The sequence below is a fragment of the Streptomyces sp. NPDC046985 genome (assembly GCF_040644415.1).
Taxonomy (GTDB): Bacteria; Actinomycetota; Actinomycetes; order Streptomycetales; family Streptomycetaceae; genus Streptomyces.
Genome location: NZ_JBEYWK010000006.1, coordinates 233,666 through 254,920, shown reverse-complemented (window position 1 = coordinate 254,920; position 21,255 = coordinate 233,666). Strand labels below are relative to the sequence as shown.

At 73.9% G+C, this 21,255-nt stretch carries 16 protein-coding genes and 4 pseudogenes; 11 read left to right on the top strand and 9 right to left on the bottom strand.

Features of this window, described 5'->3' with window-relative positions; translation table 11 throughout:
* Positions 1-55: 55 nt before the first annotated feature.
* From ABZ861_RS10355 to ABZ861_RS10330, 6 genes and pseudogenes are all read right to left on the bottom strand, one after another.
* A pseudogene (locus tag ABZ861_RS10355) lies at positions 56-303 on the bottom strand (IS5/IS1182 family transposase); the annotation flags it as partial.
* A 303-nt stretch (positions 304-606) separates the two neighbouring features.
* Positions 607-1,194 carry an Imm21 family immunity protein gene (locus tag ABZ861_RS10350; RefSeq protein ID WP_361626790.1) on the bottom strand — a complete coding sequence of 196 codons (588 nt, stop codon included), beginning with the start codon at positions 1,192-1,194 and terminating at the stop codon, positions 607-609.
* Between the two features lie 65 nt (positions 1,195-1,259).
* Positions 1,260-1,833: pseudogene (locus tag ABZ861_RS10345) on the bottom strand (transposase); the annotation flags it as partial.
* A 163-nt stretch (positions 1,834-1,996) separates the two neighbouring features.
* Positions 1,997-2,485 carry a DUF4265 domain-containing protein gene (locus tag ABZ861_RS10340; RefSeq protein ID WP_361626787.1) on the bottom strand — a complete coding sequence of 163 codons (489 nt, stop codon included), beginning with the start codon at positions 2,483-2,485 and terminating at the stop codon, positions 1,997-1,999.
* Between the two features lie 174 nt (positions 2,486-2,659).
* The gene (locus ABZ861_RS10335; RefSeq protein ID WP_361626784.1) at positions 2,660-3,073 is read right to left on the bottom strand and encodes a cytidine deaminase; all 414 of its coding nucleotides are present in this window, start codon (positions 3,071-3,073) and stop codon (positions 2,660-2,662) included.
* Between the two features lie 21 nt (positions 3,074-3,094).
* Positions 3,095-3,359, bottom strand: a pseudogene (locus tag ABZ861_RS10330) (hypothetical protein); the annotation flags it as partial.
* A gap of 222 nt (positions 3,360-3,581) precedes the next feature.
* Here ABZ861_RS10330 and ABZ861_RS10325 point away from each other — a divergent pair.
* From ABZ861_RS10325 to ABZ861_RS10290, 8 genes are all read left to right on the top strand, one after another.
* Positions 3,582-4,598: a TIGR03084 family metal-binding protein gene (locus ABZ861_RS10325; RefSeq protein ID WP_361626781.1), complete on the top strand. Its 1,017-nt coding sequence runs from the start codon at positions 3,582-3,584 to the stop codon at positions 4,596-4,598.
* Positions 4,595-6,286 (top strand): acyclic terpene utilization AtuA family protein, encoded by a 1,692-nt coding sequence (locus tag ABZ861_RS10320; RefSeq protein WP_361626778.1) that lies wholly within the window; start codon positions 4,595-4,597, stop codon positions 6,284-6,286. Before ABZ861_RS10325 ends, ABZ861_RS10320 begins: the two co-directional genes overlap by 4 nt.
* A complete protein-coding gene (locus ABZ861_RS10315; protein ID WP_361626775.1) occupies positions 6,283-7,881 on the top strand; it encodes a carboxyl transferase domain-containing protein in 1,599 nt (532 codons plus the stop codon). The genes ABZ861_RS10320 and ABZ861_RS10315 overlap by 4 nt, the downstream gene beginning before the upstream one ends.
* Before the next feature lie 8 nt (positions 7,882-7,889).
* Complete coding sequence (locus ABZ861_RS10310; protein ID WP_361626772.1) at positions 7,890-9,749, top strand: biotin carboxylase N-terminal domain-containing protein; 1,860 nt, start codon at positions 7,890-7,892, stop codon at positions 9,747-9,749.
* Positions 9,746-10,906, top strand: a complete 1,161-nt coding sequence (locus tag ABZ861_RS10305; protein WP_361626769.1) for an acyl-CoA dehydrogenase family protein — start codon at positions 9,746-9,748, stop codon at positions 10,904-10,906. The genes ABZ861_RS10310 and ABZ861_RS10305 overlap by 4 nt, the downstream gene beginning before the upstream one ends.
* Positions 10,907-11,002: 96 nt before the next feature.
* Positions 11,003-12,613 (top strand): AMP-binding protein, encoded by a 1,611-nt coding sequence (locus tag ABZ861_RS10300; RefSeq protein WP_361626766.1) that lies wholly within the window; start codon positions 11,003-11,005, stop codon positions 12,611-12,613.
* Positions 12,610-13,461, top strand: a complete 852-nt coding sequence (locus ABZ861_RS10295) for an enoyl-CoA hydratase-related protein (protein WP_361626763.1) — start codon at positions 12,610-12,612, stop codon at positions 13,459-13,461. Before ABZ861_RS10300 ends, ABZ861_RS10295 begins: the two co-directional genes overlap by 4 nt.
* Entirely contained in the window at positions 13,449-14,060 is a 612-nt protein-coding gene (locus ABZ861_RS10290; protein WP_361626760.1) for a TetR/AcrR family transcriptional regulator, read from the top strand. The genes ABZ861_RS10295 and ABZ861_RS10290 overlap by 13 nt, the downstream gene beginning before the upstream one ends.
* Positions 14,061-14,402: 342 nt before the next feature.
* On the opposite strand, the gene ABZ861_RS10285 is transcribed toward ABZ861_RS10290, so the two are convergent.
* Positions 14,403-15,503 (bottom strand): citrate synthase 2, encoded by a 1,101-nt coding sequence (locus ABZ861_RS10285; protein ID WP_361626757.1) that lies wholly within the window; start codon positions 15,501-15,503, stop codon positions 14,403-14,405.
* 324 nt (positions 15,504-15,827) lie between these two features.
* Here ABZ861_RS10285 and pdxH point away from each other — a divergent pair, with 324 nt between their 5' ends.
* Positions 15,828-16,505: a pyridoxamine 5'-phosphate oxidase gene (gene pdxH, locus ABZ861_RS10280; protein WP_361626754.1), complete on the top strand. Its 678-nt coding sequence runs from the start codon at positions 15,828-15,830 to the stop codon at positions 16,503-16,505.
* A 470-nt stretch (positions 16,506-16,975) separates the two neighbouring features.
* On the opposite strand, the pseudogene ABZ861_RS10275 reads toward pdxH, so the two are convergent.
* Positions 16,976-18,295, bottom strand: a pseudogene (locus ABZ861_RS10275) (PAS domain-containing protein); the annotation flags it as partial.
* Between the two features lie 99 nt (positions 18,296-18,394).
* Between ABZ861_RS10275 and ABZ861_RS10270 the strand changes: the two are divergent.
* The gene (locus tag ABZ861_RS10270; protein ID WP_361627054.1) at positions 18,395-18,997 is read left to right on the top strand and encodes a hypothetical protein; all 603 of its coding nucleotides are present in this window, start codon (positions 18,395-18,397) and stop codon (positions 18,995-18,997) included.
* A gap of 114 nt (positions 18,998-19,111) precedes the next feature.
* On the opposite strand, the gene ABZ861_RS10265 is transcribed toward ABZ861_RS10270, so the two are convergent.
* Positions 19,112-19,867 carry an SIS domain-containing protein gene (locus ABZ861_RS10265; RefSeq protein WP_361626751.1) on the bottom strand — a complete coding sequence of 252 codons (756 nt, stop codon included), beginning with the start codon at positions 19,865-19,867 and terminating at the stop codon, positions 19,112-19,114.
* A gap of 265 nt (positions 19,868-20,132) precedes the next feature.
* Here ABZ861_RS10265 and ABZ861_RS10260 point away from each other — a divergent pair, with 265 nt between their 5' ends.
* Positions 20,133-20,825 (top strand): metal-dependent transcriptional regulator, encoded by a 693-nt coding sequence (locus tag ABZ861_RS10260; RefSeq protein ID WP_361626748.1) that lies wholly within the window; start codon positions 20,133-20,135, stop codon positions 20,823-20,825.
* Positions 20,826-21,255 lie beyond the last annotated feature (430 nt).

The window sequence follows — 21,255 nt, the reverse complement described above, 5'->3', positions numbered from 1 at the left end:
CTGATTTTCGTGACAAGACCGGCTGACAAAGCACTACTAGGGCCTGTCTCCTTGGTCAGCGCCGTGCCCAGACGAGGATGGCGGCGAGATGCAGTGCGGCTTGAAAGGCCATGGCGAGCTTGTTGCTTCACGTGGCCGGGCCGCGCCGCTGTGCGGCACGGTTGATGCACCACCGCTCGACGGTGTTCCGCTGTTTGTACGTCTCACGGTCGAAGGTCGGCGGCCGTCGCCGCGGCTGCTGCGCCTGAGGCGGTGGCCGATCTGATGAGACGGTTGCGAGACGGCCTCGCGGATGCCCCGCCGGTGATCACTGAGCGGACGGACATGTCACATCAACCGAGTAAAGGTAGCGGGTGGCCAGCCCGGTCATCTGTCGGATGAAGATCCGCAGGCCAGTGCCATGAGGTAGGTCCAGCTCCGGTGTGCGACAAAGCGGGTTTCACGGTGTTTCGCGTATCAGAGCGATGAGGCGGTCCAGGACGGTTCCGTTGCTCGCACGCAGGCCGTTGTGTTGGTACTCGTCGGTGATCCAGTGCCTCAGGCGTCGCTCATCTGCACAACCTTGCGCGCCGCGGCTGACCGCACCCGGCCTGAAGTACTGTCCGTTCAGGAGTCGGCGGGCAGGAGCTGGACCAGGCCGACCCAGTTCTCCCCGTCCGCCCAGGTCTGCGTGGCGCGGACCCTCCAGCGGCCAGCGGACAGTGGGACCGATGCCTGGCCGGGCATCCCGCCGTCGGGATACTCGATGCCCAAGTCGGAACCAGCTTCGGCAGAGTCCAATAGCACCGCCGAACCGTCCGAGACCCAGCTGCCGCACTCCTCCCACACCGTGGCCGGGTCTGCGAGGACAGCATCTGCCGCGGCGCTCAGTCCGGCCTCGGTTTCGCCGGCGAGCCACCGCAGGAACGCTCGCCGCTGAGGCAGATAGCAGCTGGTCGCCGGCTCGTCCGCCAGCACCAGCGCCTGCGCACCGTTCTCGCCGATGGGGATCACACCGGCCAGATCGTCCACCGCGCAGGCCCGGTCGTAGTCGTCCGGGGCAGTCGCGTCTCCCGCCATGAGACCACTCTCCGTGCACCCGCCCCAGGAGGCCAGGGCGGAGACAGGGACGACGATCAGAGGACCGCCCATCGACTCCACCCAGACAGGGGAAGGGCGGGAGGCATCGGCTGCGGTGGATGAAGAACTGATCATCCAGTCAGTGTGCCCTCGCCCACTGACACCGCCACCACACTCAGGCAGCAGTTACGGGACAGCCCTTCGCCGGATTTCCACTGGCCCGCGGTGATGAGCCGTTCGACGACTCCCCGGAGCTGGCCAGCGGTGACCGCTGTCGCGTCGTCGACCGGTCCGAGCCGGACCGCGTCCAGGATCGCGGTCCATGATGTGGCGCCCGGCTCCAGCACGGCGACGAAGGAGTAGCCAGCCCGGGATGAACTGTGAGGCGCTCTTCGCGCGGCCGTAGACGTGGCAGAACAGCCGCTCCGCTGAGCACGGCGCGTCCGACCGCAGCCACGGCGACACATCGACTGCCAGGACCAGGCGCCCGCCCTCGAAACGAGGAAGCGGCAGCCCGGCCAGCACCGTTCGCAGCCGATCGACGTCGATCCGGCCGCGGTTGAGGCCGCCGTACATCGCTCCGTGCCCACGACGGTGCTCGGGCAGCAGCGTCGAGTCCACCGGGGACTTCACCGCACCATCCGCACACAGCACCGCATCCGCCAGCTCGAACAACTCATCGCGCCGGGCGGTCAGACACTCGTAGAACTCGCCCCGGAAGCGTGACGCTTCCGCTAACGCCTCCCTCCGGACAGCATCAGGCAGCAGACTCACCCTCACGGCCTTTGTCTCGGTCACGTGCACCTTGATCGGAGCACGTGATCAGACGAAGGCCGCCCTCGCGTCCGGCCAATCCCCAGATGAGCGACCCAGTTCGGGACCACTTTCGAGTGGGAGGCAGGGCTCGAAACGCAGGGGCGGTAGGCTCCCGCAGAGATCAGGCGCCCCACCACTCGCCGGTCCCGCAGCTGACTTCGCAGTGCCACCATTCCTCCGTCTGCCCTCGTGCCAGGAGTGCCTTGATGCCGGCGAAGTCCGCGCCTGCTGGCACAGTGAAAGCCACCATTGGGAAGTCCTCACTGAAGACCTCACCTCCAAGCCCGAACGGCGAAAGTCGCTGATGGACCGCCTGTGGGCTGTCACCCAGGGGACCAGAGGGTATGGGCACAACACGGATCGTGCAGTTACCGGAGGAGCTGACCTGTCCGACGGCCCAGTGAAGCCCGTCGGAGTCGGTCTGATACTTCACCACGTCGCCCTCGGCCACTCCGCCTTGAAGGAAAGGGGCACTCTCGACACGGGCCGTGTCGTCGCTTAGCTTCGTCGCCCACAGACCCTCGGCGTCCTGCGGGAACCACCCCTCGCGGGGGACGAACCGGAACCAGACCTTGATCGTCTCGGCCACGTTCTCCATGACGGTCATCATGCGCCAAGTGTCAACGGCACCTCGCACCAGGTCTGAAGTGGGGGTCGACCCGCGTCGTCACGGGACAGCCGGAGGTTAAAGACCGAGCCTAGGGCGTGTTTCGCCCTAGAGCCGCATCAGGCGACGTTCGCCCTGGTGGACGCCAGCGGTGCCAGCTCGTGCTGAGTGACGCGGTTACTCGGTGTCGAGCTGGTGGTCGGCCCAGACGTAGCTCTCGGGGAGCAGGTCGGTGACAGGGACGGTTCGGATGCGGTCGTCTTCGCCGACGATGACCTCGAGGGCAGGGAAGTAGTCGAGAAGGACCTGACGGCACCGGCCGCACGGGGGAACGACCCCCCGGTCGCGGTCACCCACGGCGACGATCGTGTCCAGCTGGTAGGCGCCCTGGGCGGCTGCCGCGCCGATGAGGACCAGCTCGGCGCACGGGCCTCCCGTGAAGTGGTAGGCGTTCACCGCCGTGACGATCCGGCCGTCCCGGGCACGGGCTGCGGCCGCCATGGTGTGGTTGTCGCCCTGGCAGCGAGTGCGAGCAACGTGTGCCGCGGCCTGGATGTGCTCGTGGTCGATGGGGCGGATCTGCGTGGTCATCTTCTCTGCCTTCCGCAGGTGTCAGGCGACGTTGACCCGCGTGACGATGAGGTGCAAGCGAATATCGGCGGCGTGCTTGTTCCGCCAGATGATGCAGCGGGGGATCATGCCGCCCTGTTCCTTCTGGCTGGCGTGGTCGGCGCCGGGCGGCGAACAGGTGCCGGACCCCGTGCGGGCGGGTGCAGGTCGCCCGCCGTCGGGGCCGGGGTTCCCGCTCAGGGTCCCGGTGCTTCCCGTCCCGCTCGGCCCACTGCTGCTCGGAGTGGGGCTGGAGGTTGAGCGGGCCGACACCGTCCCCGGGCGCCCACCGAAACGACGCAGTCACGCCGAAGTGGCTTGACGACGAAGCGCTTGAGCCGGGTTCACGGACGTGCCTGCGGTCACTCCGCCCCTCTTTGACGCCGTCACGCAGGCGAAGTGAGGCGGGCGAAGCAAGGCAGGAGAGTCCGCGCATAAAATCATGCAAGCATGCTTGATTGTTTCTGACCCCCCTGCCATGCTCCCGTTCATGTCCGATCCGACGCCCGTCTTCGACGACCTGCGTGAGGAAAGCGACGAACTCGACCGGAGGGTCGCGGAGTCGAGCGCCGAGCGCTGGACCCTCGCCACGCCCGCGCCCGGCTGGACCGTCGCCCACCAGATCGCGCACCTCGCCTGGACCGACCGTTGCGCGCTGCTCGCCGCCACCGATCCCGACGGCTTCCGGGCCCTAGTGGAGAAGGCGCTGGCCGCGCCGGACTCCTACGTGGACGAAGGAGCGGCGGAGGGCGCCGGCCTCCCGCCGGGCGAGCTGCTGGCCCGTTGGCGCGAGGGGCGGGCTGCGCTCGACGCGGCGCTGCGCGCGGTTCCGCCCGGCGCCCGGCTGCCCTGGTTCGGGCCGCCCATGTCGGCCGCCTCCATGGCCACCGCCCGGCTGATGGAGACCTGGGCGCACGGCCTGGACGTGGCCGAAGCCCTCGGCGCCGTCCCGGCGCCCACCGAGCGGCTGCGGCACATCGCCCGGCTCGGCGTCCGCACCCGCGACTTCGCGCACCTGGTGCACGGGCTGCCGGCGCCCGGCGAACCGTTCCGCGTAGAGCTGCGTTCCCCTGCGGGGGAGGTGTGGGCGTACGGGCCCGAGGACGCCGCCCAGCGCGTCGCCGGGCCCGCCCTGGACTTCTGCCTGCTGGTCACCCAGCGCGCCCACCGCGCCGACCTCGCCCTGACCGCGGTGGGCCCGGACGCCGACCGCTGGCTGGCCATCGCCCAGGCGTTCGCCGGACCGCCCGGCGCCGGACGCGCGCCGAAGGAAACGGCCGGGCAGCCGCCGACCCGCACGGCCGAGCAGGCGCCGAGCCAAACAACCGGACAACCGCCGACCCGCACGGCCGAACAGGCGCCGACCCACACGGCTGAACAGCCGTCGAGCCAGAAAGCCGGGCACCCGCCGACCCGCACGGCCGCACAGCCGCCGCTCCCCACAGCCCAACAACCGCCGACCCACACGCCCCCACAGCCCCCGCCCCACCCGGACGGCCCCCGGTGAACCCCCTGCGCGTCGGGAACGCCTCCGGGTTCTACGGCGACCGCTTCGACGCCATGCGGGAGATGCTGACCGGCGGCGAGCTGGACGTGCTCACCGGGGACTACCTGGCCGAGCTGACCATGCTGATCCTGGGCCGGGACCGGCTGAAGGACCCGGACGCCGGATACGCCCGCACGTTCCTGCGGCAGTTGGAGGAGTGCCTCGGGCTGGCCCACGAGCGCGGGGTGCGGATCGTGGCCAACGCGGGCGGGCTCAACCCCGCCGGACTGGCCGAGCGGGTGCGGGAGCTGGCCGGGCGGCTCGGCGTGCCCGTGCGGGTCGCCCACGTGGAGGGCGACGACCTGACCGCCGCCCACCCCGGAACCCTCGCCGCCCACGCCTACCTCGGCGGCTTCGGGATCGCCGCGTGCCTGCGCGAGGGCGCCGACGTGGTGGTCACCGGGCGGGTCACCGACGCGGCCCTGGTCACCGGCCCGGCCGCCGCCTGCTTCGGCTGGCGGCCGCAGGAGTACGACCGGCTGGCAGGCGCCGTGGTCGCCGGGCACGTGCTGGAGTGCGGCGCCCAGGCCACCGGCGGCAACTACGCGTTCTTCGCCGAGCACGCCCTGGACCGGCTGGCCCGCCCCGGCTTCCCGCTCGCCGAGATCCACGCCGACGGCGCCTGCGTCGTCACCAAGCACCCCGGAACCGGCGGGGTGGTGGACGTGGGCACGGTGACCGCGCAACTGCTCTACGAGACGGGCGGGGCCCGCTACGCCGGGCCCGACGTCACCGCGCGGCTGGACACCGTACGGCTGACCCAGGACGGGCCGGACCGGGTGCGGATCGAGGGGGTGCGCGGAGAGGCGCCGCCGCCCGCGCTCAAGGTCGGGCTCAACCGGCTGGGCGGCTTCCGCAACGAGGTGACCTTCGTGCTCACCGGTCTCGACGTCGAGCGCAAGGCGGACCTGGCGCGGCGGCAGATGGAGGACGCGCTCGGCGCCGCCGAGTCCCCGCCCGCCGAGGTGCGCTGGGACCTGGTGCGCACCGACCGGGCCGACGCCGCCACCGAGGAGACCGCCAGCGCCCTGCTCCGCCTGGTCGTCAGGGACCAGGACCCGCAGGCCGTGGGGCGGCCCTTCAGCGGCGCCGCCATCGAGCTGGCGCTCGCCGGATACCCGGGCTTCCACGTGCTCGCCCCGCCCGGCAAGGGCGCTCCCTACGGCGTCTTCGAGGCCGCCGGCGTCGGGCAGGGCGAGGTCGCGCACACGGCCGTGCTGCACGACGGCCGCCGGATCGCCGTGCCGGCGCCGGGGGAGACGCGGCCCCTCGGCGCCGTGCCGCCGCCGCCCCTGCCCGAACCGCTCCCGGCCGGGCCGGTGCGCAGGGCGGCCCTCGGGCTGGTCGCCGGGGCCCGCAGCGGGGACAAGGGCGGCGACGCCAACGTGGGCGTGTGGGCGCGGTCGGAGGACGCCTGGCGGTGGCTCGCCCACGAGCTGACCGAGGACCGGTTCCGGGAGCTGATCCCGGAGAGCCGCGCCCTGACCGTCACCCGGCACGTGCTGCCGAACCTGCGCGCCCTGAACTTCGTCGTCGAGGGCATCCTCGGCGAGGGCGTCGCCGCCCAGCACCGCTTCGATCCGCAGGCCAAGGCCCTGGGCGAATGGCTGCGCTCCCGCTGTCTGGACATTCCGGAGGCCCTGCTGTGACCGTCCTGACCTCCGCCCTGGACGTCGGCGGCGCCGACTACCGGGCCAACCGCGAGGCCATGCTCGCCCGGCTCGCCGACCTGGAGGCCGAGCACGCCAAGGCGCTCGCGGGCGGCGGCCCCAAGTACGTCGAACGGCACCGGGGGCGCGGCAAGCTCCTGGCGCGCGAGCGCGTCGAACTCCTGGTGGACCCCGACACGCCGTTCCTGGAGCTGTCGCCGCTGGCCGCCTGGGGCAGCGACTACGCCGTCGGCGCCTCGCTGGTCACCGGGATCGGGGTCGTCGAGGGCGTGGAGTGCCTGATCACGGCCAACGACCCGACCGTGCGCGGCGGCGCCAGCAACCCGTGGAGCCTGAAGAAGGCGCTGCGCGCCAACGACATCGCGCTCGCCAACCGGCTGCCCAGCATCAGCCTGGTCGAGTCCGGCGGCGCCGACCTGCCCTCGCAGAAGGAGATCTTCATCCCGGGCGGGGCCGTCTTCCGCGACCTGACGCGGCTGTCCGCGGCCGGTGTCCCCACCGTCTCCGTCGTCTTCGGCAACTCCACCGCGGGCGGCGCCTACATCCCCGGCATGTCCGACCACGTGATCATGGTCGAGGAGCGCGCCAAGGTGTTCCTCGGCGGCCCGCCGCTGGTCAAGATGGCCACCGGCGAGGAGAGCGACGACGAGTCCCTGGGCGGCGCCGAGATGCACGCGCGCGTGTCCGGCCTCGCCGACTACTTCGCCGTGGACGAGCCGGACGCGCTGCGCCAGGCCCGCCGGGTCGTCGCCCGCCTCAACCACCGCAAGGCGTACGCCGATCCGCCCCTGGCGCCCCCGCCCGAGTACGACGACGAGGAGCTGCTCGGCATCGTCCCCGGCGACCTGAAGGCGCCCTTCGACCCGCGCGAGGTGATCGCCCGGATCGTCGACGCCTCCGACTTCGACGAGTTCAAACCGCTGTACGGGACGAGCCTGGCCACCGGCTGGGCGACCCTGCACGGCTACCCGGTCGGCATCCTCGCCAACGCCCGCGGCGTGCTGTTCAGCGAGGAGTCGCAGAAGGCCGCCCAGTTCATTCAGCTCGCCAACCAGCGCGACATCCCGCTGCTGTTCCTGCACAACACCACCGGCTACATGGTCGGCCGGGAGTACGAGCAGGGCGGCATCATCAAGCACGGCGCCATGATGATCAACGCGGTGTCCAACTCGCGGGTCCCGCACCTGTCCGTGCTGATCGGCGCCTCCTACGGCGCCGGGCACTACGGCATGTGCGGACGCGCCTACGACCCGCGCTTCCTGTTCGCCTGGCCCAGCGCCAAGTCCGCGGTCATGGGACCGCAGCAGCTCGCCGGGGTGCTGTCGATCGTCGCCCGCCAGTCCGCCGAGGCCAAGGGGCGGCCCTACGACGAGGAGGCCGACGCGGCGCTGCGCGCCATGGTCGAGCAGCAGATCGAGTCGGAGTCGCTGCCGATGTTCCTGTCCGGGCGGCTGTACGACGACGGCGTCATCGACCCGCGCGACACCCGTACCGTCCTCGGCCTGTGCCTGTCCGCCGTGCACACCGCCCCCTACCAGGGCGCGCGCGGCGGCTTCGGCGTCTTCCGGATGTGAGGGACCCTGTGATCTCCACCCTGCTCGTCGCCAACCGCGGCGAGATCGCCTGCCGTGTCTTCCGCACCTGCCGCGACCTGGGCATCGCCACGGTCGCCGTGCACTCCGACGCCGACGAGGACGCCCTGCACACGCGCGGCGCCGACGCCGCCGTACGGCTGCCGGGCGCCGCGCCCGCCGAGACGTACCTGCGCGGCGACCTCGTGGTGAAGGCGGCCGTGGCCGCGGGCGCGGACGCCGTGCACCCCGGCTACGGCTTCCTGTCCGAGAACGCCGGCTTCGCCCGCGCCGTCCTGGACGCGGGCCTGGTGTGGGTCGGGCCGCCGCCGGAGGCGATCGAGGCGATGGCGTCCAAGACCCGCGCCAAGGAGCTGATGGGCGTGCGGTCCCTGGAGAAGGTGACCGAGGACGACCTGCCCGTGCTGGTCAAGGCCGCCGCGGGCGGCGGCGGGCGCGGCATGCGCGTGGTGCGGCGCCTGGCCGACCTGGACGCCGAACGGGACGCCGCCCGCGCGGAGGCGGCGAGCGCGTTCGGCGACGGCGAGGTGTTCGTCGAGCCCTACCTGGAGGGCGGCCGGCACGTCGAGGTGCAGATCCTCGCCGACGCGCACGGCACGGTGTGGACGCTGGGCACCCGGGACTGCTCCCTCCAGCGCCGCCACCAGAAGGTGATCGAGGAGGCCCCGGCGCCCGGACTGCCCGGGGAACTGGAGCAGGAGCTGTACGAGCTGGCCGTGCGGGCCGCCCGCGCCGTCGACTACACCGGGGCCGGCACCGTGGAGTTCCTGGTGGCCGGGGGCCGGGCGCACTTCCTGGAGATGAACACCCGCCTCCAGGTGGAACACCCCGTCACCGAGGCCGTGTTCGGCGTCGACCTCGTCGCCCTCCAGATCCGGATCGCCGAGGGGCACGCCCTGGACCCCTCCCCGCCGCCCGCGCGCGGACACGCGATCGAGGCCCGCCTGTACGCGGAGGACCCGGCCCGCGACTGGGCTCCGCAGACCGGCGTCCTGCACCGCCTCGCCGTCCCCGGCGGCGTCCGCCTGGACACCGGCTACGCCGACGGCGACGCCGTAGGCGTCCACTACGACCCGATGATCGCCAAGGCCGTCGCCCACGCCCCCACGCGCGCCGAGGCGGCCCGCAGGCTGGCCGGCGCCCTGGAACGGGCCGCCGTGCACGGCCCGGTCACCAACCGGGACCTGCTCGTGCGCTCGCTGCGGCACGAGGAGTTCGCCGCCGGCCGCATGGACACCGGCTTCTACGACCGCCACCTGGCCCGGCTCACCGAGCCCGCCCCCGACCCGTACGCGCCGCTGGCCGCCGCGCTGGCCGGCGCCCAGGGCCGCTCCCGGTTCGGCGGCTGGCGCAACGTGCCCTCCCAGCCGCAGGTCAAGCGGTACCTGATGGCGGGCGAGGAGCACGAGGCGCGCTACCGGCACACCCGCGCCGGACTCGCCGCGGAGGCCGACGGGGTCCGCGTCGTGCACGCGGATGCGGACACCGTCGTCCTCGAAGCGGACGGCGTACGGCGCCGGTACGCGGTCGCCCGCCACGGCGACCGCGTCTGGGCCGGCACCGCGGCGCTGACCGAGCTGCCCCGCTTCCCCGATCCGGCCGCCCAGCGCGCCCCCGGATCGCTGCTGGCCCCGATGCCCGGGACCGTCGTGCGCGTCGCCGACGGACTGGCCGAGGGCGCCGCCGTACGGGCCGGAGACCCGCTGCTGTGGCTGGAGGCGATGAAGATGGAGCACAAGATCACCGCCCCCGTCACCGGGACGCTCAGCGCCCTGCACGTCGCCCCCGGCCGCCAGGTCGAGGTCGGCGCCCTGCTCGCCGTCGTCGAGGCACACCAGGAGGAACAGTGAGCGTCACGCTGGAAACCGACGAGCACAAGGCCCTGCGCGCCGCCGTCGCCGCGCTCGGCAGGCGCTACGGGCGCGACTACGTCACCCGGACCCTCGCCGAGGGCCGCCACCTCAGCGAACTGTGGTCCGAGGCAGGCAAGTTGGGCTACCTCGGCGTCAACCTGCCCGAGGAGTACGGCGGCGGAGGCGGCGGCGTCGCCGAACTCGCCATCGTCCTGGAGGAGCTGGGCGCGGCGGGCAGCCCGCTGCTGATGCTGGTCGTCTCGCCCGCCATCTGCGGCACCGTCCTCGCCCGGTTCGGCGCCGAGGAGCAGAAACGCGCCTGGCTGCCCGGCCTCGCCGACGGCAGCCGCACCATGGCGTTCGGCATCACCGAGCCGGACGCCGGGTCCAACTCCCACCGCATCGCCACCACCGCCCGCCGCGACGGCGCCGACTGGCTGCTCACCGGCCGCAAGGTCTACGTCTCCGGCGTGGACATCGCCGACGCCGTGCTGATCGTCGGCCGCACCGAGGACGCCCGCACCGGACGCCTCAAGCCCTGCCTGTTCATCGTCCCGCCGGACGCCGACGGCTTCCAGCGCCGCCCCATCGACATGGAACTCACCGCCGCCGAGAAGCAGTTCGAACTGGTCCTGGACGACGTGCGGCTGCCCGCCGACGCGCTCGTCGGCGACGAGGACGCGGGACTGCTCCAGTTGTTCGCCGGACTCAACCCCGAGCGCATCATGACGGCCGCCTTCGCGATCGGCATGGGCCGCTTCGCGCTGGGCCGGGCCGTGGAGTACGCCCGTGAGCGCACCGTCTGGAAGACCCCCATCGGCGCCCACCAGGCCATCGCCCACCCGCTCGCCCAGGCGCACATCGACCTCGAACTCGCCCGGCTGATGACGCAGAAGGCCGCCTTCCTCTACGACGCGGGCGACGACGTGGGCGCGGGCGAGGCCGCCAACATGGCCAAGTACGCCGCCGCCGAGGCGTGCGTGAAGGCCGTCGACCAGTCCGTGCACACCCTGGGCGGCGCGGGCCTGACCCGCGAGTACGGCCTCGCCTCGCTGATCACGGCCGCGCGCGTGGCCCGCATCGCCCCGGTGAGTCGCGAGATGATCCTCAACTACGTCTCCCACCAGACCCTGGGCCTGCCCAAGTCGTACTGAGCCATGGCGTCATGGCGCCGCGATGCCGTGACGCCATGACGTCGCGATGCCGTGCCGACCGAAGCGACCGCCGCCGCCGGCGGGCGAGGAGGAACCGTGTTCCGCAGCGAGTACGCAGACGTTCCGGCCGTCGAACTGCCCATCCACGACGCCGTCCTGGGGCACGCCGCCGACTTCGGCGACGTCCCCGCCCTGATCGACGGCGTGAGCGGCGCCGTCCTCACCTACGCGCAACTCGACGGCTTCCACCGGCGGGTGGCCGCCGCGTTCGCGGAATCCGGCGTGCGCAAGGGCGACGTGCTCGCCCTGCACAGCCCGAACACGATCGCCTTCCCCGTCGCCTTCTACGCCGCCGCCCGCGCGGGCGCCTCGGTCACCACCGTGCACCCGCTGTCCACCGCCGAGGAGTTCGCCCGGCAGCTCCGGGACTGCGCGGCCCGCTGGATCGTCACCGTCTCGCCGCTGCTCGACACCGCCCGGCGGGCCGCCGCGCTCGCCGGCGGCGTCGAGGAGGTCTTCGTCTGCGACGAGGCGCCGGGGCACCGGTCGCTGCTCGAACTGGCCGCCTGCACGAAGCCCGAACCCGTCGTCCCCGTCGACCCGGCCGAGGACGTCGCCGTCCTCCCGTACTCCTCGGGCACCACCGGCCTGCCCAAGGGCGTGATGCTCACCCACCGGCAGATCGCCACCAACCTCGCCCAACTGGACTCGGCGATCACCGCCGGACCGGGCGAGCGCGTTCTCGCCGTGCTGCCCTTCTTCCACATCTACGGGCTGACCGCCCTGATGAACGCGCCGCTGCGCCAGGGCGCCACCGTCGTCGTGCTGCCCCGCTTCGAACTGGACGCCTTCCTCAAGACCGTGCAGGACCACCGCATCACCGTCCTCTACGCGGCTCCGCCGATCGTGCTCGCCCTCGCCAAGCACCCGGCGGTCGACGACTACGACCTGTCCTCGCTGAAGTACGCCGTCAGCGCGGCGGCCCCGCTGGACGCCGACCTCGCGGCGGCCTGCGCCCGGCGCCTGGGCCTGCCGCCGGTGGGCCAGGCGTACGGCATGACCGAACTGTCCCCCGGCACGCACGTCGTGCCGCCCGGCGCCCTGCGCACCGCGCCGCCGGGCACGGTCGGGAAGCTGCTGGCCGGCACCGAGATGCGGATCGTCTCCCTGGACGACCCCGGCGCCGACCTCGGTATCGGCCAGAGCGGCGAGATCCTCATCCGCGGTCCCCAGGTGATGAAGGGCTACCTGGGGCGCCCCGACGCCACCGCCGCGATGATCGACGCCGACGGCTGGCTGCACACCGGCGACGTCGGGCACGTGGACGGCGACGGCTGGCTGTTCGTGGTCGACCGGGTCAAGGAACTCATCAAGTACAAGGGCTACCAGGTGGCCCCCGCCGAGCTGGAGGCCCTGCTGCTCACCCACCCCTCCATCGCCGACGCCGCCGTCATCGGCGCCCGCGACGCCGACGGCGACGAGGCCCCGCACGCCCACGTGGTGCGCCAGCCGACCGCGTCCGGGCTCACCGCGGCAGAGGTCATGGAGTACGTCGCCGCACGCGTCGCCCCCTACAAACGGGTCCGCCAGGTCACCTTCCTCGACGCGGTGCCCCGCGCCGTCTCCGGGAAGATCCTCCGGCGCGAGCTGCGCGACCGGCAGCCCGACCCCGCGACCGGACAGCCGGCGCCCGAGGAGCGGGCATGACCCCGGTCTCCCGCACGCGCACGCGCGCCGTCGAGACCCTCAGCCTGGACGCCGTGGACACGCGCAACGCGCTGTCCGCCGCGCTGGTCGCCGACCTGTCCGCCGCCCTCGCCGACTGCGCGCGGGACCCGGGGGTCCGGGCCGTCGTCCTCACCCACACCGGGAACACCTTCTGCGCGGGCGCCGACCTGCGCGACCCGCCCGCCCCCGACGCGATGACCGCGCTGCTGCGGCTGATCCTGGAACTGCCCAAGCCGGTCGTGGCCCGGATCACCGGGCACGTCCGCGCCGGGGGCCTCGGCCTGGTCGGCGCCTGCGACCTCGCCGCCGCCTCGGCCGCGGCCAGCTTCGCCTTCACCGAGGTCCGCATCGGCGTGGCCCCCGCGCTGATCTCCCTGCCGCTGATCCCGCGCGCCGACCCCCGCGCCCTGGCCCGCTACTGCCTCACCGGCGAACGCTTCGGCGCCGCCGAGGCCGTGCGCGCGGGCCTGATCACGCTCGCCGCCGACGCCGCCGACGGCCCCGAAGCGACCGCCGCCGCCGACGGCGCCGACGCCCCGGACGGTCCCGACGGCGCCGACGCCCCGAACGGTCCCGACGGCGCCGACGCCCCGGACGGTCCCGACGGCGTCGACCACGCCCTCGCGCCCGTCCTGGACGGCCTGCGCCGCTCGGCGCCCGAGGCCCTCGCCGCGACCAAACGGCTGCTCACGGCTAGGGTGCTGGAAACGTTCGACCGGGACGCGGCGGAAGTGACCGCGCTCTCGGCCCGGCTGTTCTCCACCGCCCAGGCCCGGGAGGGGATGACGGCCTTCCTGGAGAGACGGGACGCGGCATGGGTGGTGTGAGCACGTCGGCGGACCGCGACCGCGTGCCCAAGCAGGACCGCAGCCGGGCCACCCGGCAGCGGCTCCTCCAGGCCGCCGTGGCCTGCCTGGCCGAGCACGGATGGGCGGGCTCCACGGTCTCCGTCGTCGCCGAGCGGGCCGGGGTCTCCCGGGGCGCCGCCCAGCACCACTTCCCCACCCGCGAGGACCTGTTCACCGCGGCCGTCGAGTACGTGGCCGAGGAGCGCTCCACCGCGCTGCGCGCCCTCTTCCCCGAGGGCGCGGCCGGCGACCGGCGGGCCGTGGCCGCCGCCCTCGTCGACCTCTTCACCGGCCCGTTGTTCCGCGCCGCCCTGCACCTGTGGGTCGCCGCCTCCGACGAGGACCAGCTCCGCGCCCGGGTGACCGAGCTGGAGGCCCGGGTGGGGCGCGAGACGCACCGCATCGCGGTGGAGCTGCTGTGCGCCGACGAGAGCCGTCCGGGCGTCCGCGAGAGCGTGCAGGGCCTGCTGGACATGGCCCGCGGCCTGGGCCTGGCCAACCTCCTCACCGACGACACCGCCCGCCGCGAACGGGTGGTCGCCCAGTGGGCGGCGCTGCTGGACGACGCCCTGGGCTGACCGGCCCGGGGCGCGGGCGCGGCGCGGACGCCCCGCCGCCTTCGCCGGACACGGACGCCTGCGGATGCGACGGCCCCGAGTGTTCTCTGGCCCCGAGGACAGGTCCGACGAGCCGCCCTTCGGCCCCAGCACGGGCCGAAGGGCGGCCCGCGCGCCCGCCGCGCCGGTCGCCCGGCGGCGCCGCGCGGAGCCGCTCAGCTCCGCGTGACGCCCGCGCCCCGTGGACGGCGCCCAGCGGCCCCGCGCGGTGCCAGCACCCCGCGGACGGCGCCCGCGGGCCCCGCGCGACGCCCGCACCCGCCGCGCGCATCGTCCAGCGCGCGCCCGGTGCCCGGCGCGCGGTCAGTGCGTGATGCTCTCGTAGCCCGTGACGTCGCGCGGGCTGCGCGGGCCGGGGCCGATGTAGCGGGCCGAGGGGCGGACCAGGCGGCCGGTGCGCTTCTGCTCCAGGATGTGCGCCGACCATCCGGCGGTGCGGGCGCAGGTGAACATCGAGGTGAACATGTGCGCCGGGACCTGGGCGAAGTCCAGCATGATCGCCGCCCAGAACTCCACGTTCGTGGCCAGCACGCGGTCCGGGCGGCGGTTGTGCAGCTCCTCCAGGGCCGCCTTCTCCAGCGCCTCGGCGACCTCGAACCGCGGTGCGCCCAGCTCGCGCGCGGTGCGGCGCAGCACCCGCGCCCGCGGGTCCTCCGCCCGGTAGACGCGGTGGCCGAAGCCCATCAGCCGCTCACCGCGGTCCAGCGCCTGCTTGACGTACCCCTCGGCGTCCCCGGTCCGCTCGATCTCCTCGATCATGCCGAGCACCCGGGAGGGGGCGCCGCCGTGCAGCGGACCGGACATCGCGCCCACCGCGCCGGACAGGGCGGCGGCCACGTCGGCGCCGGTGGAGGCGATGACCCGGGCGGTGAAGGTGGAGGCGTTCATGCCGTGCTCGGCGGCGGACGACCAGTAGGCGTCCACGGCCGCCACGTGCTTGGGGTCCGGCTCGCCCCGCCAGCGGGTCATGAACCGCTCGGTGATGGACGTCGCCTTGTCGATCTCCCGCTGAGGCACCATCGGCAGCCCCTGCCCGCGCGCCGACTGCGCGACGTAGGACAGCGCCGTCACGGCGGCCCGCGCCAGGTCGTCGCGGGCCTGCTCGGCGTCGATGTCCAGCAGCGGCCGGAGACCCCACACCGGCGCCAGCATCGCCAGCGCCGACTGGACGTCGACCCGGATGTCGCCGGAGTGCACCGGGATCGGGAACGGCTCGGCGGGCGGCAGCCCCGGGTTGAAGGCGCCGTCGACCAGCAGCCCCCACACGTTGCCGAAGGAGACGTGGCCGACCAGCTCCTCGATGTCGACGCCCCGGTACCGCAGGGCGCTGCCCTCCTTGTCCGGTTCGGCGATCTCCGTCTCGAACGCGACGACTCCCTCGAGTCCGGGTACGAAGTCGGACATCTGGCGGCTCCTCGTGGTCTGTGCGACAGATGGTGCGACGGAAGACGACGACCAGCTATCGAAAACGGGCGTTCAAGGGGGCGGACGGACGCCGTTCGCGTGCGTGCGGTCACCGTCCGCGCGAATCCGCGGTCATGCGCGCCGACACGCCGTCCGGGGCGGCCATCCCTGTCATGCCCCGAGCGGTCGGCGCTCATCCCAACGGCACGGCACCAGCACGATATCCCCGGGTGCCACGTTTGGGGAGAGCGTCCGGCACTCAGTGCCAGGCCGTGAGGAAAGCCATCCGGCGGGTCGCGGCCGCCGATACGGCAAGATGACCGCGTGACCGACCGAGAAGCCGGAGAATCCGCGCCCTTCGACCTCGCCGCGATGCGCCTGCAATACCAGTCCGAGGGGCTGTCCGCGTCCGACCTCGCCGACACGCCGGTGGAGCAGTTCGCCCGCTGGTTCCGGCAGGCCGCCGCCGAGGACCGCCTGTCCGAGCCGAACGCCATGGTCGTCTCCACCGCGGACGCCGAGGGACGGCCCAGCTCCCGCACGGTGCTGCTCAAGGGCTTCGACGAGCACGGCTTCGTCTTCTACACCAACTACGGCTCCCGCAAGGCCCGCGAGCTGGCCGCGAACCCGCACGTCTCGCTGCTCTTCCCCTGGCACCCGATGAGCCGCCAGGTCATCGTCCAGGGCGTCGCCCGCCGCACCGGCCGGGACGAGACCGCCGCCTACTTCCGCACCCGCCCGCACGGCTCCCAGCTCGGCGCCTGGGCCAGCGCCCAGTCCTCGGTGATCGACACACGCGACGCCGTCGACGCCTCCTACGCGGACCTGGCGGCGCGGTACCCGGAGGGCGAGCAGGTGCCGGTCCCGCCGCACTGGGGCGGTTTCCGCGTCGCGCCGGGATCGGTGGAGTTCTGGCAGGGCCGCGAGAACCGGCTGCACGACCGCCTCCGCTACGTCGCCGAGCCCGACGGCGGCTGGCGGGTGGAGCGGCTGAGTCCTTAGTGCTGTGACCGGAAAGGCTCACCGGCTCGCGACGCCCGGCACGGCGCCTCGCCGCGTTGTCGCACCGCCCGAGTACGTCCAGTACGCGGGCAGTGCTCCGCCTTGCGATGCACCGCACCGGACGCCGCGAGCTTTCCGGCAAACCTTTCCGGCCACAGCACTAACGGACGCGCCGGGGCGGCCTGAACGGTCAGGCGCGGCTGCCGGGCCCCGTACGCAGGCGACCCGCGAACTCGGGTCCTCCGCCTGGCGGCGGGGGGCCGGCCGGACGCGCCGGCGAGTTCGCGGGTCGGGTGACTGCGTGGGATTGGGCCGGTCGCGTGGATCCAGTCCACGCCGGTCCGGCACCGCACAAGAATGTGGTGACGGGCCGTCAGCCCGCAGCCACCTCTTCCGTCCGGTTGTCATACATCTGCCGAACCACCTCCTTTCCGAAGTGACTACAAGCCTAGGAAGCCGCGTCCGCTTCATCAACCGCTTTTTTCGAGCCCGGCCAGATCCAGAGCCGCGGCGATGCGTACGGCCACGTCCTCGGCGTGCGCGGCGTCGGACCGTTCGAACGCGGGGCGGCCGGCGCCGCGCAGGAAGGTCAGCACGCCCAGCGTCCGGCCCCGGCTGCGCAGCACCGCGCACAGGGCGTGCACCGCGTCCGCGGGCCACTGCCGGGAGAGGGCCCGCTCGCGCGCCCGCTCGGCCGGCTCGCGTCCCGCCTCGGTCCGCACGGAGCCGGTCCGCTCGACGCACCGCAGGGCCGGATGCCCCTCGCCGTAGCGCACGGGCAGCCCCGCGCGGCCGGTGAGCAGGCTCGGCCCGGGGTCCCCGGCGGGCGTGGCGGCGAGGCGGACCAGGCGCACCGGGGCCGCGGAGACGCCCTCGCCCGGGGCGGCGCCGTCGGCCACGCGGTCGATCAGGGCGTGGTCGGCGAAGCCCGCGAGCGCGAAGTCCAGGTGGACGGCGGCGGCCTCCAGCGGGTTCTCGCACTCGGCGGCGGCGCGGGCCGCCCGGTGCACCTGGTTGGTGCGGAACCGCAGGAGCGCGGCCTCCTGCTCGCTCCGCCGGTTCTCGGTGACGTCGACGAAGAGCCAGGCGACGCCCAGCGGGACGGGCTCCTCCGCGAGCGGCGAGGCGAGCCGGACGAATCCGCAGCGCCAGCAGCGCCGCCGCTCGCCGTCCGGCGTGCGCACCCCGACCCAGATCTCGGCGGGCGCGCGGGGCGTCCCCTCGGCCAGGACGTGGGTGAGGGCGCTCTCCACCTCCTCCGCGCCGTGGGAGAGCAGCTCGCCCAGCGGCCGCCCGAGCGCCGCCGTGCGCCCGGCGCCGAGGGCGCGGGCGGCGTGCGCGTTGACCACGGCGGGCCGCAGGTCGGCGTCTATGACGACGACGCCCCAGGAGGCGTCGTCGAACAGGGCCTCGCTGAGCGCGATGGACCGCTCCAGGTCGATCTGCGTGTGCACCTCGCTGAAGGCGCAGTACAGCCCCGCGGCCCCGCCGTCGGGTCCGCGGACGGCCGCGGACTGGGTGCGCACCAGCACCCGGCCGCCGTCCTTGGTGAGCAGGGCGAACTCGTGCACCTGGCGGCCGGGCGCGTGCATGGCCGACGTCAGCCGCCGCTCGACCTCCTCGGCGTCCGCGCTGCGCACCGCCCAGCCGGCCAGGCCGCGCCGTCCCACCGCCTCCGCCGCGCTCCACCCGAGGACGCGCTCGGCCTCGCGGTTCCAGTGCGTCACCGCGCCCCGGGCGTCGAAGGCGCACAGAGCCGCGTCCATGCCGTCCAGCAGAGCGGCGAGCAGAGCGGAGTCGTCGGGGCCGACGGGATCGGCGGTCCCTACGGGACCGCTGGCGCCTACGGGGTCGCGGGGACCGTCGGCGCCTAGGGCATCGCGGGGGCCATGCGGATTGCCGGCGCCTACGGGATCGCCGGTGCCTACGGGATCGCGCGGATTGCCGGTGCCTACGGGGTCGCCGGGACCGCGCGGATCGTCGACGCCTACGGGGTCGCCGGGGCCGCGCGGATCGGCGGCGCCTACGGGGTCACCGGGGCCTACGGGATCGCCGGGGCCGCGTGGATCGGCGGCGCCTACGGGATCGCGGGGACCGCCCGGATCGCCAGCGCCTACGGGGTCGCCGGGACCGCCCGGACCGCCCGCCTCGCCGGGGGCGTGCCGTTCCCGGGTCCCGTCACGGTCCGCCGGACCGGCCGCGTCGTCCTCCTGCCCGCTCTCCGCCGCGTTCCGCGCGCCCGCGTCGCCGCGCCCGTCCTGCCCGACCCGCCTGTCTCGCCCGTCCCGCACGTCCTTCTCGTCCCGCACCCCGTCCTCGTCCCGCACCCCGTCCTCGTCCCGCTTGTCGCGCGGACCGCTCCGACCCGGCTCGGGCTCCTCCGGCCCCAGCTCGTCGGTGGACCCGCCATGCCGGGAAGCACTCACCTGGACCCCCTGCGCAGCCTGCGCCCGCACGCACGGCGCGCCGGTTCGCTCACTGCCTCTCATTGAACGTGAACGTGACGCAGCGCACATCGAGTTCCCGCAAGACGGCCGGATCGAGTGAATCCGCGCCGCGCCGCACCGCAGGGGGCCGCCGGGCCAGGGACAGAGGCGGGGGCGGAGTCAGCGGCGGTAGAAGATCCGGTCCGCGTACCGCTCGAACAGCCGGGCGTTCCACTCGTGGCCGCCGTCGACGTTGCCCGAGCGCAGCAGCGGCGGCTCGACGCCGCGCTCGGCCAGGGCGCCGGCGGCGGTGGCCACGACCGCCTGGAGCAGGGCCGAGGTGACGACGGTGGAGGCCGGGGCGAAGGGCGCCGGGACGGCGTCCGCGGTGAGCTCCGCGTCGCCGACGGCGATCTTCGAATCGAGCACGAGGTCGCAGTGGTCCTTCAGGAACGTCCCCGAGGCGTGCCGCGAGGCGGTCTGCGCCGCGTACGCCACCGACGTCACGCCGATGACCTTCACGCCCCGCTCGCGGGCCGTCATGGCCATCTCGACGGGCAGCGCGTTGCGGCCGGACAGCGAGACGATCACCAGGGCGTCGCCGGACCGCAGGGGGGAGCTGTCCAGCACGGCCGTCGCGAGGCCGTCCACGCACTCCAGGGCGGAGCCGAGGGTGGCGGGCACGACGTCGACGCCGACCGTGCCGGGGACGGCGAGCAGGTTCATCAGGGCGAGGCCGCCGGCCCGGTAGACGACGTCCTGGGCGGCGAGCGAGGAGTGGCCCGCGCCGAAGGCGAACAGGCGGCCGCCCGTGGCCACGGTGTCGGCGAGCAGCGAGCCGGCGGCCGCCACGGACTCGGCCTCCTCGTCCCGGACCCGCTGGAGCAGGCCGACGGCCGCGTCGAAGAACTGGCCGGCCAGCGTGCGGTCGCTCATGCGGGATCCCTCCGGAGTGCCTGCGGGGCTGCGGGGGCTGTCACTCCCCGGCCTGTGTGCCGCGGATCACGGTGAGGTCTGGACCAGAGTCCTGTCAACACGGGCGTGCGGCACGGCCGCGGGGGCGCGCCCGGACCGCTCCGGCGACGGAGCGCTCCGGTTGTCGGCGCCATGCGTCAGAATTGACGTCAGGGCCGGCGCACCTGCCGGAGCCGTCGAGCCGCGGCAGAGCTTAGAGCTACTCAGAGCTAATCGAGGGGCACGTATGTCCGGATTGATCGACACCACGGAGATGTATCTCCGCACCATCCTCGAGCTGGAGGAGGAAGGCGTCGTCCCCATGCGCGCCCGGATCGCCGAGCGGCTGGACCAGAGCGGGCCGACGGTGAGCCAGACGGTCGCGCGGATGGAACGCGACGGCTTGGTCTCGGTGGCCCCCGACCGGCACCTGGAGCTGACGGACGAGGGCCGCCGCCTGGCCACGCGGGTCATGCGCAAGCACCGGCTCGCGGAGTGCCTGCTGGTCGACGTGATCGGCCTGGAGTGGGAGCAGGTGCACGCCGAGGCGTGCCGCTGGGAGCACGTGATGAGCGAGGCGGTCGAGCGCCGGGTGCTGGAGCTGCTGCGGCACCCGACCGAGTCGCCGTACGGCAATCCCATCCCGGGCCTGGAGGAGCTGGGCGAGAAGGACGGCGCCGACCCGTTCCTGGACGAGGGCATGGTCTCGCTGGCCGACCTCGACCCGGGCGCCGACGGCAAGACGGTCGTCGTCCGCCGGATCGGGGAGCCGATCCAGACGGACGCGCAGCTCATGCACACGCTGCGCCGCGCGGGCGTGCGGCCCGGATCGGTGGTGAGCGTGACGGAGGCGGCCGGCGGGGTGCTGGTCGGCAGCGGCGGCGAGGCCGCCGAGCTGGCGGCGGACGTCGCCTCGCACGTCTTCGTCGCCAAGCGCTGACCCCGATCCGGCCACGGTCGGCCGCCGGACCTGACGGGTTTCCGGACCTGACGGGTTTCCGGACCTGACGGGTCTCCGGGTCTGACGGGTCTCCGGGTCTGACGGGTCTCCGGGTCTGACGGGTCTCCGGGTCTGACGGGTCTCCGGGTCTGACGGGTCTCCGGGTCTGACCGGCCTTCGGGTCTGACCGGTCTCCGGGTCTGACCGGCCTTCGGACCTGACGGGGCTCGGACCTGACCGGTCTCCGGGCCTGACGGGGCTCGGGCCTGACCGGTCTCTGGTCCTGACCAGTCTCGGGACCGGGTCTGACCGGCCCCGGTCGGGCCGCTCCCGCGCCATGTCCGTCCCCCCCCCCACTCCCGCCCTCGGCTCTCCCTCTCGCCACCCCGCGCCCCGCTCCCTCCTCGCCCCCGGCGGCCGTCTCTCCGGG

Coding starts and splice junctions, on each gene's coding strand:
- ABZ861_RS10350 (WP_361626790.1), bottom strand. CDS start 1,194: ATGATCAGTTCTTCATCCACCGCAGCCGATGCCTCCCGCCCTTCCCCT.
- ABZ861_RS10340 (WP_361626787.1), bottom strand. CDS start 2,485: ATGATGACCGTCATGGAGAACGTGGCCGAGACGATCAAGGTCTGGTTC.
- ABZ861_RS10335 (WP_361626784.1), bottom strand. CDS start 3,073: ATGACCACGCAGATCCGCCCCATCGACCACGAGCACATCCAGGCCGCG.
- ABZ861_RS10325 (WP_361626781.1), top strand. CDS start 3,582: ATGTCCGATCCGACGCCCGTCTTCGACGACCTGCGTGAGGAAAGCGAC.
- ABZ861_RS10295 (WP_361626763.1), top strand. CDS start 12,610: ATGACCCCGGTCTCCCGCACGCGCACGCGCGCCGTCGAGACCCTCAGC.
- ABZ861_RS10290 (WP_361626760.1), top strand. CDS start 13,449: ATGGGTGGTGTGAGCACGTCGGCGGACCGCGACCGCGTGCCCAAGCAG.
- ABZ861_RS10285 (WP_361626757.1), bottom strand. CDS start 15,503: ATGTCCGACTTCGTACCCGGACTCGAGGGAGTCGTCGCGTTCGAGACG.
- ABZ861_RS10270 (WP_361627054.1), top strand. CDS start 18,395: ATGCGGATTGCCGGCGCCTACGGGATCGCCGGTGCCTACGGGATCGCG.
- ABZ861_RS10265 (WP_361626751.1), bottom strand. CDS start 19,867: ATGAGCGACCGCACGCTGGCCGGCCAGTTCTTCGACGCGGCCGTCGGC.
- ABZ861_RS10260 (WP_361626748.1), top strand. CDS start 20,133: ATGTCCGGATTGATCGACACCACGGAGATGTATCTCCGCACCATCCTC.